At 69.3% G+C, this 15,101-nt stretch carries 10 protein-coding genes and 1 riboswitch; of the genes, 6 read left to right on the top strand and 4 right to left on the bottom strand.

Annotated elements, in window-relative coordinates; genetic code table 11:
- Nucleotides 1-171 precede the first annotated feature (171 nt).
- The 5 genes from AC3B5T_RS15510 (at nucleotide 172) to AC3B5T_RS15490 (ending at nucleotide 7,276) form a co-directional block, all read left to right on the top strand.
- Complete coding sequence (locus AC3B5T_RS15510; protein WP_488357695.1) at nucleotides 172-1,017, top strand: FAD binding domain-containing protein; 846 nt, start codon at nucleotides 172-174, stop codon at nucleotides 1,015-1,017.
- Nucleotides 1,014-3,782 carry a molybdopterin-dependent oxidoreductase gene (locus tag AC3B5T_RS15505; RefSeq protein WP_488357694.1) on the top strand — a complete coding sequence of 923 codons (2,769 nt, stop codon included), beginning with the start codon at nucleotides 1,014-1,016 and terminating at the stop codon, nucleotides 3,780-3,782. Before AC3B5T_RS15510 ends, AC3B5T_RS15505 begins: the two co-directional genes overlap by 4 nt.
- A gap of 160 nt (nucleotides 3,783-3,942) precedes the next feature.
- Nucleotides 3,943-4,371, top strand: a complete 429-nt coding sequence (locus AC3B5T_RS15500; protein WP_488357693.1) for a DUF7144 family membrane protein — start codon at nucleotides 3,943-3,945, stop codon at nucleotides 4,369-4,371.
- 102 nt (nucleotides 4,372-4,473) lie between these two features.
- A complete protein-coding gene (locus AC3B5T_RS15495; protein ID WP_051129778.1) occupies nucleotides 4,474-5,943 on the top strand; it encodes a hypothetical protein in 1,470 nt (489 codons plus the stop codon).
- 64 nt (nucleotides 5,944-6,007) lie between these two features.
- Nucleotides 6,008-7,276 carry a diacylglycerol/lipid kinase family protein gene (locus AC3B5T_RS15490; protein ID WP_488357692.1) on the top strand — a complete coding sequence of 423 codons (1,269 nt, stop codon included), beginning with the start codon at nucleotides 6,008-6,010 and terminating at the stop codon, nucleotides 7,274-7,276.
- A gap of 22 nt (nucleotides 7,277-7,298) precedes the next feature.
- Here AC3B5T_RS15490 and AC3B5T_RS15485 read toward each other — a convergent pair whose 3' ends face one another.
- The 4 genes from AC3B5T_RS15485 to AC3B5T_RS15470 all read right to left on the bottom strand — a co-directional run bounded on the left by AC3B5T_RS15485 (nucleotide 7,299) and on the right by AC3B5T_RS15470 (nucleotide 10,255).
- Nucleotides 7,299-8,522, bottom strand: a complete 1,224-nt coding sequence (locus AC3B5T_RS15485) for an acyl-CoA dehydrogenase family protein (RefSeq protein WP_044507826.1) — start codon at nucleotides 8,520-8,522, stop codon at nucleotides 7,299-7,301.
- A gap of 116 nt (nucleotides 8,523-8,638) precedes the next feature.
- On the bottom strand, nucleotides 8,639-9,133 hold the full coding sequence (locus AC3B5T_RS15480) for a histidine phosphatase family protein (RefSeq protein WP_055475100.1): 495 nt from the start codon (nucleotides 9,131-9,133) through the stop codon (nucleotides 8,639-8,641).
- 13 nt (nucleotides 9,134-9,146) lie between these two features.
- On the bottom strand, nucleotides 9,147-9,977 hold the full coding sequence (locus tag AC3B5T_RS15475) for a CbtA family protein (RefSeq protein WP_055475101.1): 831 nt from the start codon (nucleotides 9,975-9,977) through the stop codon (nucleotides 9,147-9,149).
- Between the two features lie 41 nt (nucleotides 9,978-10,018).
- Complete coding sequence (locus AC3B5T_RS15470) at nucleotides 10,019-10,255, bottom strand: CbtB domain-containing protein (RefSeq protein ID WP_010841933.1); 237 nt, start codon at nucleotides 10,253-10,255, stop codon at nucleotides 10,019-10,021.
- A gap of 37 nt (nucleotides 10,256-10,292) precedes the next feature.
- Nucleotides 10,293-10,460: riboswitch (cobalamin riboswitch) on the bottom strand.
- Nucleotides 10,461-10,476: 16 nt separating this feature from the next.
- Between AC3B5T_RS15470 and AC3B5T_RS15465 the strand changes: the two genes are divergently transcribed.
- Nucleotides 10,477-15,093: an ATP-dependent helicase gene (locus AC3B5T_RS15465; RefSeq protein ID WP_055475102.1), complete on the top strand. Its 4,617-nt coding sequence runs from the start codon at nucleotides 10,477-10,479 to the stop codon at nucleotides 15,091-15,093.
- Nucleotides 15,094-15,101 lie beyond the last annotated feature (8 nt).

Below are 15,101 nucleotides of genomic sequence, written 5' to 3'. Positions count from 1 at the left end.
ACGTTCACCACCGGCCCGCCGATCACGAGATGCGGACCGCACCGGATACACGTAGCGTGACGCCGTGCTTCTCTTGACGTCGATCTCGGCGATCCGCTCCGACGGGCGCATCGGCCTCGTACGGTGGGAGCCACCCACCGCTGCACCCCGCCTCCTCGACAAGGCACGCTGATGGACCTCACCGCCGTCTCCCACTACCGGTTCGCCCGAACCCGCGAGGAGGCGTTCCCCGGTCCCGGCGAACAGATCGTCGCCGGTGGCACGTGGGTGTTCTCCGAGCCGCAGCCGGCCACCACCGGACTCGTCGACCTGAGCGAGATGGGTTGGGCACCTGTCGAAGATCTACCCGGAGGCGGCCTGCGGATCGCGGCCACCTGCACGATCGCCGAGCTCGCCGCGCTGCCCCCGCGTCCGGGCTTCGTGGCCCATCCGATGTTCGCGCACTGCGCGAACGCGCTGCTGGCATCGTTCAAGATCTGGAACATGGCCACGGTCGGCGGCAACATCTGCCGATCGTTCGCCGCCGCGTCGATGGTCTCCCTCGCGGTGGGACTCGACGCGACCGCACACGTGTGGGCACCCACCGGCGCCGACCGCGATCTGCCCGTCGCCGAGCTGGTCATCGGGGACGGGATCAATCTCCTCGGACCGGGGGAGGTCCTGCGTGCCATCGACTTCCCCGGTCACGCCCTGCGCGCACACACCGCGGTGCGCACGATCGCCCTCGCCGAACTCGGTCGCTCGGGGGCGGTGGTCACCGGCCGCATCGACGACGACGGCGCCGCCACCTTCGGGATCACCGCGGCCACCGAATGGCCGACGGTCCTGCGCTACCCCGGATTGCCGACCCGCGACGCGCTCCACGACGACATCGTCGCGGCGAGCGGCTATTACACCGATCCGATGGGCTCGGCCGACTGGCGCCGCGGAGTCTCGGCGGTCCTCGGCGAGGAGATCCGGACCGAGTTGGCCGAATGGGTGCCGCTGCGCGACAAGGGATTCGGAGCCCACGTATGAAATTCGAGGTCAACGGCGAGCATCTCGAAGCCGAACCCGCTGCGGGACAGTGCCTGCGGATGTTGCTGCGCGAACACGCCCACTACGAGGTCAAGAAGGGCTGCGACGCCGGGGACTGCGGGGCGTGCTCGGTCCTCGTCGACGGCGAACCCGTGCACTCCTGCATCTTTCCCGCCCACCGCGCCGCCGGGAAGTCGGTGACGACGGTCTCCGGGCTCGGCACCCCGGACGACCTGCATCCCGTCCAGCAGTCCTTCGTCGACAACTTCGGGTTCCAGTGCGGGTTCTGCACCGCGGGGATGATCGTGACCGCCTCGACCGTCACCGCCGAGCATCTTCCCGACCTGCCGCGGCGGATGAAGGGAAACATCTGCCGCTGCACCGGATACCGGTCCATCCGGGATGCGATCACCGCGGCCGTCGCACCCCCCGCCACCACGACCGCGCCGCCCCCGGCGGCGGATCCGCGTCCCCTCGTCGGCACCTCGGTCAACCCGCTCGCGGCCCGGCGGGTGGTGACCGGCACCGAGCCGTACACCTTCGACGTCCCCACGCCCGGGACCCTGCACATCCACGTGCTCGGATCACCGCACGCGCATGCACGGATCACCGCCATCGACACCACCGACGCGGCCGCGCTGCCGGGCGTCGAGCTGATCCTGACCCACGAGAACGTGTCGACCCCGAGGTTCTCCACGGGACGTCACGAGAACCGACTGGAAGACCCCGACGACACGCTCATCTTCGACCCGATCGTGCGGTTCGTCGGCCAGCGGGTCGCCGCGGTGGTCGCCTCGTCCCCCGCCGTGGCCGAACAGGCGTTGGCGCTGATCGACGTCACCTACGAGGTGCTCCCCGCGGTGTTCGACCCGGAGGAGGCCCGGACTCCGGGTGCGCCGCTGCTCCACCCCGATCGCACCCCCGCCGACCGGGTCGCCGAGGCCGACCGCAACGTCGTCGCCACCTTCCACGAGGGCTTCGGCGGTGACGTCGACGCTGCGCTCGCCGCGTCGACGGCGACCGTGCACGGTACCTGGTCCAGCGGACGGGTCTCGCACGCCCAGCTGGAGACACATGGCTCGATCGGGTGGTTCGACGAACACGGCCGCCTGGTCATCCGGACCAGCACGCAGGTCCCGTTCCTCGTCCGCAACGAACTCGCAGTGCTCTTCGACCTGCCACCGGAGCGCATCCGGGTCTTCAGCGCCCGGGTGGGCGGAGGATTCGGCGGCAAACAGGAGATGCTGACCGAGGATCTCGTGGCCCTCGCCGTACTCCGCACCGGTAGACCCTGCGCCTACGAGATGACCCGCACGGACGAGTTGACCCGCACCACCTACCGCCATCCGATGCGGGTCACGGTCGATGTCGGCGCCGACGCGGACGGTCGGCTCACGGGCTTGCGCGTGAACCTGTTGTCCGACACCGGCGCCTACGGCAACCACGCCATCGGCGTGATGTTCCACGCCTGCGCGGAATCGGTGTCGGTGTACAACTGCCCGGTCAAACGACTCGACGCGGAAGTCGTCTACACCAACAACCCGCCGTCGGGTGCGTTCCGCGGTTACGGCCTCGGCCAGGTGGTCTTCGCCGTGGAGAGTGCGATGGACGAACTCGCGATCGAACTCGGCATCGATCCGTTCGAGTTCCGGCGGCGCAATGCCGTCGCCGACGGCGATCCACTGCTCATCGCGCGCGCCGAACCCGAGGTCGACCTGGTCTACGGCAGCTACGGACTCGACCAGTGTCTCGACCTCGCCGAGCAGGCGATGCGCGCCGGCAACGGGGTCGAGGCACCGCCGGGCGAACGCTGGCGCGTGGGCGAGGGTATGGCCATCGCCGCGATCGCGACCATGGCCCCGCGCGGGCACTTCGCCGACGTCACCGTCGCGGTCGACGCCGCGGGGACCTACCACGTGGGCGTCGGGACCGCCGAGTTCGGCAACGGCACCACCACGGTGCACGCCCAGATCGTCGCCACCGCCCTGTCGACCGGGCTGGATCGCGTCTCGCTGTGGCACGGCGACACCGACGCCGTCGCCCATGACACCGGGGCATTCGCCTCGGCCGGCACGACCGTCGCGGGAAAGGCCGTGTACTCGGCCTGCCTCGCGTTGCGCGACGCACTCGTCGGCGCGGCGGCGCAACTCACCGGAACCGAGGCGGCACAGATCGATCTCGTCGCGGACGGCGCTCTCGTCGACGGCCGGATCGTCGGGTTCACCGACCTCATCGGCTCCGTCGATCCGTCGTTCCGGGTCGACCACCCCGCCGGACCGCGCGCTGTCGCCGCGGGCGCCGAACGCGGCGAGATGCGGTCCATCGCGTTCAACGTGCAGGCGTTCCGCGTCGCGGTCGACACCGAGACCGGCACCGTACGCATACTGCAGTCCGTGCACGCGGCCGACGCCGGCACCGTGATGAATCCCGAACAATGCCGCGGCCAGGTGGAAGGTGGTGTCGCACAAGGCATCGGGACGGCCCTGTACGAGGAGATCATGATCGACGAGCACGGACGGCCGGTGACGAACGTCTTCCGGACCTACCGCGTGCCGCAGATGGCCGATGTCCCCGTCACCGAGGTCCACTTCGCCGAGACCAGCGACGAACTGGGTCCGTTCGGCGCGAAGTCGATGAGCGAGTCGCCCTACAATCCGGTCGCGCCGGCACTCGCCAACGCGATACGCCGCGCGCTGGGCACCCGGCCCTGTGAGACGCCGATGTCGCGAGACCGGATCTGGCGTCTCGGCCGGAATGCGGACTGACCGGATTCGTTAGCTGCGCGTAAGGCATTGTGGCACAGTCGTATCGAATCGACGACGTGGTTGTCACAAATCTGCGCCCGCTCTTCTCGGAACGCTTGCGGGGTGAGACGACTGGTAGGACACTCCACATTGTCGGAGTTGTCCAGAGAAGGGCGTCATCATGACTCACACCGCACCCATCCACGAGAACGACCGTCCACCCGTCAGACAGGGCATCGCCGCGGGAACCTCCATCGGAGCCGCGATCATCCTGACCGTCCTCGGTGTCGTCCAGCTCGCCCAGGGGATCGCCGCGGTCGCCGAGGACGAGGTCTTCGTCCGCGGCGTGGAGTACGTCTACAAGCTCGACTTCACCACCTGGGGCTGGATACACATCGCCCTGGGCGTCGTGATGGTCATCGTGGGCATCGCACTGATGACCGGCGCGACGTGGGCGCGGTTCACCGCGATCGTCATCGCCGGACTGTCGATCATCGCGAACTTCCTGTGGTTGCCCTACTACCCGTGGTGGTCGATCCTGATCATCGCTCTCGACGTCGTCGTCATCTGGGCCGTGTCCACCTGGCATCCGAAGGCCGAGTACCGCTAGGACCCGTTCACGCTCCACCGGCGAGGCGCGGCCTCGGCGGTGGAGCGTGCTCGCTCGACCACGGATCTCCAGACGACCAGCGGCCGGAAGGGCGGCGTCGACATGACCACGGACACCAACGGAAACAACGTCGAACAGAGTGTCGGGATCACCGACTCCGAGCGCGCCGAACTCGAACGTCTACGAGCCGAAGTCGCCCGGCTGCGCGACACCGTCGGCGGCGAACCGCCCTCGTCCTCATCTGCTGCGGCGTCGCGACACCGGTGGCGCTGGTTCGCCGTCGGAGTCCTGTGCGTCCTCGTCGCGATCCTCGCGATCACCTCCGTGACGTCGCGTTTCGTCCGGGGCGAGATCCTCGACACGGACCGCTACATCAGCACCGTCGCCCCACTCGCCTCCGATCCCGCAGTCCAAGCGGAGATCTCGAACACGATCACCGACGAGATCTTCACCCGCATCGACGTCGAGGGCCTCACCGCCGCAGCGTTGACGACACTGACCGACGCCGTGCCGGCCACCCAGAACGCGCCGCGCGTCGATCGTGCGGTCGAGGGCCTCGCTCCGGTGCTGGCCGGCCAGGCGCGCGGGTTCGTCCAGCAGACCGTGTCCTCGTTCGTCGCGAGTGACGAGTTCGAATCGCTGTGGCTGCAGGCGAATCGGGCCGCTCACACCGCCCTGGTCGCAGTCGTGACCGGCGACGTCGGACCGTCGTCGGTGACGGTCGACGACTCCGGCACGGTGAGCATCTCGCTCGGCACCGTGATCGAGAACGTCAAGGCGCGCCTGCTCGACCGCGGCTTCACCTTCGCCGAGAAGATCCCCGCGGTCGACAAGCAGTTCGTCCTCTTCCGCTCGCCCGAACTCGTTCGCGCCCAACGCGCCGTCTCGGCACTCGACACCGCCGCCGACGTGTTGCCCTGGCTGACGATCGCCCTGGCGTTCGCCGCGGTCGCGGTCGCACCCCGCGGTCGGCGCATGCGCGCCTTCTCGCTTGCGGGCCTCTCGCTGGTCCTCGCCATGCTCGTGTTGGCCATCGCACTGCTGATCGGCCGAGGACTGTACCTCGACGCGATGCCTCCCGACATCCTCGCTCCGGATGCCGCGACCGCCATCATCGACACCGTGCTCGACCCGTTACGTCTCGCCCTGCGTGCCGTGGCGGTCCTCGGCCTCGTGGTCGCGGTCGGGGCCTATCTGTTGGGCGGGTCCTCGTCCGCCGCAGCGGTTCGGCGTGGATTCGCCCAAGGGCTCGACTCGGTGCAGCGGATGCGTCGGACGCGACCGCCGAACACCTTCGAGGAGAGCCTGTTCCGGGCACGGATCGCGCTCCGCAGCGCGATCATCGGCATCGCCGCACTGCTCCTGGTGTTCTGGAGCTATCCGACCGGGCTGGTGGTCCTGCTCATCGCCGTCTTCGGGCTCCTCGCCCTGCTGATCCTCGAACTCGTGATCAGGCCGGCGAAGAGCTGGGTCGAGGATGACGAGACGCCCGATCGGAAGTCGCCGGATCAGAAGTCGCCGGATCAGGAGACGCCACCGGGTGAGGCGACGTCGGTCGTCGAGACCGTATGAGCCAGGCATCGGTTGCCGCCGAGGCGCACCGCCCACGACGCGCCGGTGGTGGGCGCGCGCGGCCATGGCGCTGGCCGTCGCGGCGATCCTGCTACCGGTGGCCGCCGCCGGACTGCTCCAGCTGCTGGGTCTCCTGGCGATCTGCGGCGCCTGCGTCGTCGTCATCGTCGCGGCAGCGTACTGGTTCCTGATCAGCCGCGGTGTCGTCCGCGTGGTCTCGGCCACACTCGCCCTGCTGCCGGTGGCCGTGCTCGCGGTGTTCCTCATCCGCGAGCGTCAGCTGTGGGTCGTGATCGTCGCCGCACTGCTGGCGGCCGCGGCGGTCGGGTGCGGCCGGCGAGCGCTACGACCGTCCCGCGTCGACTCCCTCATGCCCGAACACCCGGCTCCGGACGTCCACCATCCGTTCATCATCATGAATCCCCGATCGGGCGGCGGGAAGGTCGGCCGGTTCGACCTGCAGCGCAAAGCCGAGTCCCTGGGCGCCGAAGTCGCGCTGCTGAGCGGGCCCGTCGAGATCGACGTGGCCCAACTGGCCCGGGACGCAGTGGCCCGCGGGGCCGACCTGCTCGGGGTCGCCGGCGGCGACGGCACCCAGGCGCTCGTCGCGGGAGTGGCCGCCGAATCCGGGGTGCCCTTCCTGGTCGTCAGTGCCGGGACACGAAACCATTTCGCCCTCGATCTCGGACTCGACCGCCAGGATCCGGCGCGGTGCCTCGACGCACTGCGCGACGGCGTCGAGTTCCGCGTCGACCTCTGTCACATCAACGGTCGCCCCTTTGTCAACAACGCCTCGTTCGGCATCTACGCCGAGGTCGTGCAGAGCCCTCAGTACCGGGATGACAAGACGCGCACGGTGTTACGCATGCTCCCCGACCTCCTCGGGAGAGGATCGAGGTCCGGATTGCGTGCCGTCATCGGTGACGAGCCCGTCTCCGATCCCCAGGCGATCCTGGTCAGCAACGGCCCCTACGCCACCAACGACGTCGCCGGGCTCGGCCGCCGCACCCGCATCGACGAGGGACTCCTCGGGGTCGTCACCGTCTCGGTGTCCGACACCCGGCAGGCAGTCGGTCTGTTACGCCGCACGCACGACCGTGGACTGGTCCAGCGGACCGCCACCGAGGTGACCGTCGACGCCGACGCCGACGTCATCCCCGTCGGGGTCGACGGCGAATCGTTACAGCTCACGACGCCGGTGCGCTGCACCATCACACCCGGCGCACTCCGCGTGCGCGTTCCCCGGCACCGCCCCGAGACCCGGGTCGCGCCACCGCAACTGGACTGGCTCCAGCTGTGGTACCTCGCGTGGCATCCGCACCGCGCCTCCTGACCACAGCTGGAGCGGCGGAGCCTCAGCCGCGCAGCAACCCCTTGGCGACATGCGTCACCTGGATCTCGTTGCTGCCGGCATAGATCATGAGCGACTTCGCATCTCGCGCGAGCTGCTCCACCCGGTACTCGGCCATGTAACCGTTGCCGCCGAACAGCTGCACCGCCTCCATCGCGACATCGGTGGCCGCCTTGGACGAGTAGAGCTTCATCGCCGATGCCTCGGAGAGGCTGAGCGGCTTACCCGCCTTGCCGCGTTCGAGGGCACTGAAGAGCATGTTCTGCACGTTGATCCGGGCGACCTCCATCTCGGCGAGCTTGAGCTGGATGAGCTGGAACTGGGCGATCTCCTGACCCCACAGCTTCCGGTTCTTCGCGTAGTCGATCGACAGCCGTTGTGCCTCGTTGATGATGCCCAGCGACAGCGCGGCGATGCCGACGCGCTCCGCGGTGAAACCGGCCTTCGCGCCTTCGGATCCACGCGAATCCGAACCGGTGTCCTCCGTCTCGCCGAGCAGACGGTCCTTGCCGACGCGCACGTTGTCGAAGAACAACTCGCCCGTCGGCGAGCTCATCATGCCCATCTTCTTGAACGGCTTGCCCTGGATCAGGCCCGGCATTCCCTTGTCCAGGACGAACGACAGGACCTTGCGATCCCGCATCGGGATTCCGCTGCCGTCGTCGAGCTTGGCGAACACGACGATGGTGTCGGCGTAGGGGCCGTTGGTGATGAACGTCTTCTGTCCGTTGAGGATGTAGTCGTCACCGTCACGACGAACCGTTGTCTTCATGCCGCCGAGGGCATCCGACCCTGAGTCGGGTTCGGTGATCGCCCAGGCGCCGACCTTCTCCATCGTGACCAGTTCCGGCAGCCAGCGCTTCTTCTGGGCCAGCGTGCCCTTGCCGCGGATCGTCGAGGCGGTGAGCCCCATGCTCACGCCCAGAGATGCGACGAGGCCGAGGCACACACCCGCGAGCTCGATGTTGACCATCATGAACATCGATCCACCCATGCCGCCACCGTCGCCGGAGGACTTCTTCTCCCCCTTGGCTTCCGCCTCGAGTTCCTTCTCGAGCGCATCCTTGGCCATGGCGTCGACACCGAAGCTCGACAGCAGTTTGCGCGTGATGTCATAGGGCGGCAGGACGCCGGACTCGAGCTCGTCGAGATGTGGCCGGATCTCCTTGTCGATGAACGCCCGCAGGGCGTCCCGAACCATCAGATCTTCATCGGACCACTCGAACATCGTCACACTCCCAGACCGGTGTCCGCCCGGGGGCGAACATGTTTCAGTTTCGTCGTCCCCAACTGTGTCAGGAGTCACTGCCGATGTCTAGGTACGTGGTCGCGAATCTGTTCCTTTCACACGTCGGCGCAGGTGTACAGCGTCGCCGGGCGCACCTCGTGCGCGAAGAACCGTCCCGCATCGGTGCACAGCAGCGCCTGCGCCACCGGCATCGCCACCACCACACACCGATCGCCGTGGCGCGTCTGCGCGGCGCGCCAGGCGTGGACGCGGTCGACGAAATCGGAGACGCTCTCGCCCCCATGCGGCCGTGCTCCCGGGTCGGCGAACCACCCGCCGAGTTCGGCCGGATCGATGTCCTCCGGGGTACGGCCCGCCCACGTCCCGACGTCCAGGGTCCGCAGCGCGTCGTCGACGACGAGGTCTGGTGTCGAACCGAGCAACTCGGCGGTCTCCCGGGTCGAGACCTCCGGCCCGCAGGTGTCGACGGATCGGGTCACCGACGCGGCGAGCCGCAGGACGGATGAACGGCCGCGCTCGTCCAGGACCGGATCACCGCCGAATCGCACCGACCGATTCGGGCCGGTGCGACCGGCGGTGATGATGTCCATGTGACCGATCGCCTCAGCCCTGCGAGGACACCGCCGGTGCGCGATCGGCGGTCCGCGATCGCGCCATCGCCCCCAGAAGCAAGGCGAAGACAACGGTGAGGACCGTCCAGAGGATCACCTGGTTGGCGATCGCGTACACCCGGAAATCTCCGATCACGTCACCGGGGAAACCGGGGAACACGATCTGGCCGGCGTCGTTGCGGACCGGTTCGGGGACCTCGCTGAACGACGGCGAGAACGCGAGCACGATCGCGACCCCGACCAGGTAGGCCGCGGTGCCGGCGACCGCCGAGATCAATCCGCCGATCCGCGGGCGCAGCCAGAGTGCGAGGACGACCGCCGCGATCGCGAGGATCACCGACGCGACGGTGATGGTGAGAAAGGCCCCGGTTCGTTCGCCGATCGTTTCGTCGTCGCCGACGGCGGGCGGGTTCGCCGGGTAGGCGAAGAACGGCACGGCGAACACGGCCACGAAACCGATCCCGCCCAGCGCGCCGGCGACCGCTCGCGGATCGGTGGCCGGGTGACGGCTGCCGAGGTAGCTCCACAGCACGGTGAACGCCACCGCGAAGAACGCACCCATACACAGGGCGAAGACGACGTTGCCGACGCCGGCACCGAGGTTCTCCTGCATCGCGCGTGTGAACAGCTCACCGCCCTCACCGTGGGTGTGGCCGCCCGGCTCGGCAGCGTGGGCCAGCGCCTCCTCAGCCTCCGATCGGGCGCCCTCGTAGTCGACGGCCTTGCCGACCACCGGCTCGAGGTAGAACCGGGCGAACACGAACGAGACGATTCCTGCGATCAGACCTGCGAGCAGGCCGGCGCCGATGAACTTCTTTTCCATATTGAGTTCGACTTCCTGTCGGTGTGGCCGGCGAGGCCGGCTCAGTGGCAGGGGAAGCCGAGGAAGTGACGGGCGTCGTGCACGAACTCGTGCACGTGGGTGTCGGAACCGAAGACGGACACGACACCCTGGTCGTACCCGAGGAAGTAGTAGGCGAGTCCGGCCAACAGCACGGTCAGGCTCAGCCAGAGGGCGGTGCTCGCGACCGAGAGGTTCGGTACGGCCAGGGCACGGGCCGGTGCGGCCTGTGCAACCGCGGTGGTACGAGGAGCTGTCATGGTGGGTCCTTTCGCCGATCTCGCGTCGGAGAGTCCGTGGATATGATGCACGCCGGCACGGCATCCTGACTCACGTCTCCCCGTCACCGTCGAAACGTCGACCGCGTCGATGGGCAGCGTTCACAGTGGCGCGACCGTTCCGGACTCTCACCGGATTCCCCGTACAGGCGTGGGATGACTGTATACCGCGTCCTGTCGTACGCGTGCGACATAGTGGAGAGATGCCCCGCGCTTCGGTGCTCGACCGCTTCACCGCCCCCACCCGACGATGGTTCACGGGCGCGTTCACCTCGCCCACGGCCGCGCAGAAGGGCGCCTGGACCTCCATCGCCGACGGCGCGAACACCCTGGTCATCGCGCCGACCGGGTCGGGCAAGACCCTGGCGGCGTTCCTCTGGGCCCTCGACCGGCTCGCCGCCGACCCCGACAGCCGTCCCGCGGGCACCAAGGTCGTCTACATCTCGCCACTGAAGGCACTGGCCGTCGACGTCGAGCGCAACCTCCGCGCGCCGTTGACCGGCATCACCCGCGCCGCCCAGGAACTCAATCTCCCGGAGCCGAACATCACCGTGGGCGTTCGTTCGGGCGACACCTCGGCCGCCGACCGGCGCGCCCTGGTCAAGACCCCACCCGACATCCTCATCACGACCCCGGAGTCGCTGTACCTGATGCTCACCTCGGCCGCGCGGGAGAGCCTCACCGGTGTGGAGGCGATCATCGTCGACGAGGTGCACGCGGTCGCCGCGACCAAACGCGGCACTCACCTCGCGCTGACCCTGGAACGCCTCGACGAGCTGTTGGACAAGCCCGCCCAGCGGATCGGACTCTCGGCGACCGTCCGTCCGCCGGGGGTGGTGGCGGGGTTCCTGTCCGGCGCCGCGCCGTGTCAGGTGGTCAAACCCAAAGCCGACAAGACGTTCGACCTGCGCGTCGACGTCCCCGTCGAGGACATGGCCAACATCCCGCCCCCGGTGTCCGATGCCGATCCCGCCGCGCTGGACGACGCGTTCTCGCCGACCGCCGGTTCGCTGTGGCCGTACGTCGAGGCCTCGATCGTCGACCAGATCGAGGCCAACCGGGCGACGATCGTCTTCGCCAACTCGCGACGGCTGGCCGAGAAACTCACCGCCCGGCTCAACGAGATCCACGCCGAACGCCACGGCGAACCGGCCGAACCGACCGGCAATCCGTCGGTCGCCGGCGGTGCCCCGGCGTTCGTGATGGGCAGCGGCGCGAGCTCCGGCGCGGAGCCGGTGCTCGCCCGCGCACACCACGGCTCGGTCAGCAAGGAGCAGCGCGCCCAGATCGAGGACGACCTGAAGGCCGGACGACTCTCGTGCGTGGTGGCCACCAGCTCACTCGAACTCGGTATCGACATGGGCGCGGTCGATCTCGTGATCCAGGTGGAGTCGCCGCCGTCGGTCGCCAGCGGACTGCAGCGGATCGGTCGCGCGGGACACCAGGTTGGCGAGATCAGCCAGGGCATCCTCTACCCGAAGCACCGCACCGACCTGCTGCACTGCACCGTGACCGTCAGCCGGATGCTCGACGGGGCGATCGAGGAGATCAAGGTTCCCCAGAACCCCCTCGACATCCTCGCCCAGCAGACCATCGCGGCCGCAGCGGTCGACGACCTCGAGGTGGACCACTGGTACGACGTGGTGCGGCGAGCGGCGCCCTACCGCGAACTGGGCCGAGGCGTCTTCGACGCGACCCTCGACCTGATCGCGGGACGTTTCCCGTCCGACGAGTTCGCTGAGCTGCGCCCCCGGGTCAACTGGGACCGCGACGCCGGAGTCATCACCGGCCGCCGCGGAGCCCAGCGCCTCGCGGTCACCTCGGGCGGTTCGATCCCCGACCGCGGCCTGTTCGGCGTGTTCATGGTCGGCGAGAAGGCCACTCGCGTGGGCGAACTCGACGAGGAGATGGTCTACGAGTCGCGGGTCGGCGATGTGTTCGCCCTGGGGGCGACCAGCTGGCGAATCGAGGACATCACCCACGACCGCGTCCTGGTCTCGCCCGCGTTCGGTCAGCCGGGCCGGTTGCCGTTCTGGATCGGCGACGCGAAAGGACGACCCGCCGAACTCGGGGCCGCGATCGGCGCGTTCACCCAGTCGATCGCCGATCCCGGGAAGCTCGACGACCACGCGGATCGCCTGGGACTGACCGAGAACGCCCGCACCAACCTCGCGACACTCATCGCCGAACAGCGCGAGGCGACCGGCCACCTGCCCACCGACCGCACGCTGGTCGTCGAACGGTTTCGCGACGAGCTCGGCGACTGGCGAGTGATCCTGCACTCCCCCTACGGTTTACGTGTCCACGCACCATGGGCGAGTGCCATCTCGCAGCGGCTGCTGGAGACGCTGGGGATCGAAGGCGCGACCACGGCCTCCGACGACGGCATCATCCTGCGCATGCCCGACACCGACGACGCCCCACCCGGAGCGGACATGTTCCTCCTCGACCCGGACGAGGTCGAGCAACTCGTGACCGACGGGCTCGCCGACTCGTCGATGTTCGCGTCCCGGTTCCGCGAATGTGCCGCACGCGCACTGCTGTTGCCCCGACGGGATCCGGGGCGGCGCGCCCCGCTGTGGCAACAACGGCAGCGCAGCGCGCAACTGCTGTCCGTCGCATCGAAGTTCCCCGATTTCCCGATCGTGCTCGAGGCGGTTCGCGAATGCCTGCAGGACGTCTACGATCTCCCCGCGCTCCTCGATCTGCTGACCCGCATCCGCACGCGCCGGATCCGGGTCGTGGAGACCGAGACACAGAGCCCGTCTCCCTTCGCCGCCTCGCTGCTTTTCGGGTACGTGGGGGCGTTCATGTACGCCGACGACGCTCCGCTCGCCGAGCGCCGAGCGGCCGCACTCTCCCTCGACACCAGCCTGCTCGCACAACTGCTCGGACGCGTCGACCTGCGGGAACTGCTCGACCCGGCCGTCATCGCCGAGGTGATCGCCCGGCTCCAGCGCCTGTCCCCCGAACGCCAGGCCCGCGACGCCGAGGACGTCGTCGACCTGTTGCGGTGGCTGGGGCCCCTCACCACCGAGGAGGTCGCGGCCAGGTACCGCGGCGAGACTCCCGCGCCCGAACTGCTCACCGAACTGCACCGCGTCGGGCAGATCATCTCGGTGAACCACAACGCTCGCGCCCTGTGGGCCGCGATCGACGACACCGCCCGCCTCCGCGACGCGCTGGGGGTTCCGGCGCCGCTCGGCATCCCGGCGGCCTACCTCGAACCGGTGCCCGATCCGGTCGGGGACCTGATCGGCCGTTACGCCCGCACCCACGGCCCGTTCACCGTCCCGGAGGCCGCCGCGGCCCTGGGTGTCGCCACCGGGGTCGTGCGCGACACCCTGAACCGCCTCGCCGCGGAACGACGCGTCGTCGAAGGCGATTTCCTGCCGGAGAGCGGCGCCGACACCGCCCCCCGCGAGGGCCAGTGGTGTCACACCGACGTGCTCGGTCAGATCCGCCGAGGCTCGCTCGCCGCGAGCCGCGCCGAGGTGGCACCGGTGGGCACCGACGTACTCGCCCGTTTCCTCGCCGACTGGCAGCACGCCTCGCCGGGCACGCAACTGCGGGGAGTAGACGGGGTGGCGACGGTGATCGACCAGCTGGCGGGGTTCCCGCTCCCGGCGTCGGCGTGGGAGTCACTGGTCCTGCCCGCCCGGATCTCCGACTATGCACCGCCCATGCTCGACGAACTGCTCAGCGCCGGCGAGGTGATCTGGTCCGGCCACGGTCGGATCGGGAACTCCGACGGCTGGGTGGCCCTGCATCCGGCGGACGTCGCGGTGCTCACGCTGCCCGACGCCGACGAGATCGACACGACCCCGGTGCACGACGCGGTCACGGCCGCTCTCGAACCCGGTGGTGCACTGCGATTCCCGCAGATCGCCGCCGACATCAGCACCGGCACCGCCACGCCGGCCGCCGACATCGAGAGCGCGCTGTGGGACCTCGTATGGGCCGGACAGGTCAGCAACGACAGCTTCGCGCCCGTCCGGGCACTCCTGCAGCCACGGCGCAGCCCGTCCGCACCGCGCTCGGCCCCGGCTCATCGGGCACGCGGGCGCGCACCGCGGCTCCGCGCCGGTCGTCTGTCGGCCCGGTATCTGACCGAGCACTCCACGTCGCCGCCGGTGTCGCCGACGGCGAGCGGTCGCTGGTTCGCTCTCGACCACCCCTCGACCGAACCGACGATCGCCACGCAGGGCCTGTGTGACCAGTTGCTCACCCGGTACGGCGTGATCACGCGCGGGAGCGTCGTCGCCGAGGAGGTCACCGGGGGCTTCGCGCGGGTGTACAAGGCGCTCACCGTCTTCGAGGACAACGGACACGTCCGTCGCGGCTACTACGTCGACGGTCTCGGCGGAGCACAGTTCGCCTCGCCCGCCACGGTCGACGAGTTGCGCCGGCATGCACTCCCCGATCGCAAACCGCCCCGCGAGGCCACGGTGCTGGCCGCGACGGATCCGGCCAACCCCTTCGGGGCCGCGCTGGAGTGGCCGCGGTCCCGCGACACCGACGCCGGCCACCGCCCGGGCCGCAAACCGGGAGCGCTGGTGGTGCTCGTGGACGGCGAACTGGTGAGTTTCGTCGAGCGCGGCGGCAAGACGCTGCTCACGTTCAGCGACTCGATCCCGCGGCTGGAGTCGGCCGCCGGCGCGCTGGTCGCGCTCGTCCGGCGCGGTCGGATCTCCCGCCTGACGATCGACCACATCGACTCCGAGCCCGTGCGCGCCACCGACTTCGGCAAGGTACTCGTCGAAGCCGGGTTCTCGACGACACCGCGCGGCATCCGCCTGCGCTTCGGTGATCATGCCTGAGGGGGGCC

The organism is Gordonia sp. G4 (genome assembly GCF_057770005.1).
Note: the sequence above shows the minus strand (reverse complement) of the source record. Positions and strands in the feature narration are given on the sequence as shown.

What these genes read in the sequence shown, in the direction of transcription:
- AC3B5T_RS15475 (WP_055475101.1), bottom strand. Translation starts at nt 9,977, where the DNA reads ATGGAAAAGAAGTTCATCGGCGCCGGCCTGCTCGCAGGTCTGATCGCA.
- AC3B5T_RS15470 (WP_010841933.1), bottom strand. Translation starts at nt 10,255, where the DNA reads ATGACAGCTCCTCGTACCACCGCGGTTGCACAGGCCGCACCGGCCCGT.
- AC3B5T_RS15500 (WP_488357693.1), top strand. Translation starts at nt 3,943, where the DNA reads ATGACTCACACCGCACCCATCCACGAGAACGACCGTCCACCCGTCAGA.
- AC3B5T_RS15505 (WP_488357694.1), top strand. Translation starts at nt 1,014, where the DNA reads ATGAAATTCGAGGTCAACGGCGAGCATCTCGAAGCCGAACCCGCTGCG.
- AC3B5T_RS15480 (WP_055475100.1), bottom strand. Translation starts at nt 9,133, where the DNA reads ATGGACATCATCACCGCCGGTCGCACCGGCCCGAATCGGTCGGTGCGA.
- AC3B5T_RS15495 (WP_051129778.1), top strand. Translation starts at nt 4,474, where the DNA reads ATGACCACGGACACCAACGGAAACAACGTCGAACAGAGTGTCGGGATC.
- AC3B5T_RS15490 (WP_488357692.1), top strand. Translation starts at nt 6,008, where the DNA reads ATGGCGCTGGCCGTCGCGGCGATCCTGCTACCGGTGGCCGCCGCCGGA.
- AC3B5T_RS15485 (WP_044507826.1), bottom strand. Translation starts at nt 8,522, where the DNA reads ATGTTCGAGTGGTCCGATGAAGATCTGATGGTTCGGGACGCCCTGCGG.
- AC3B5T_RS15465 (WP_055475102.1), top strand. Translation starts at nt 10,477, where the DNA reads ATGCCCCGCGCTTCGGTGCTCGACCGCTTCACCGCCCCCACCCGACGA.
- AC3B5T_RS15510 (WP_488357695.1), top strand. Translation starts at nt 172, where the DNA reads ATGGACCTCACCGCCGTCTCCCACTACCGGTTCGCCCGAACCCGCGAG.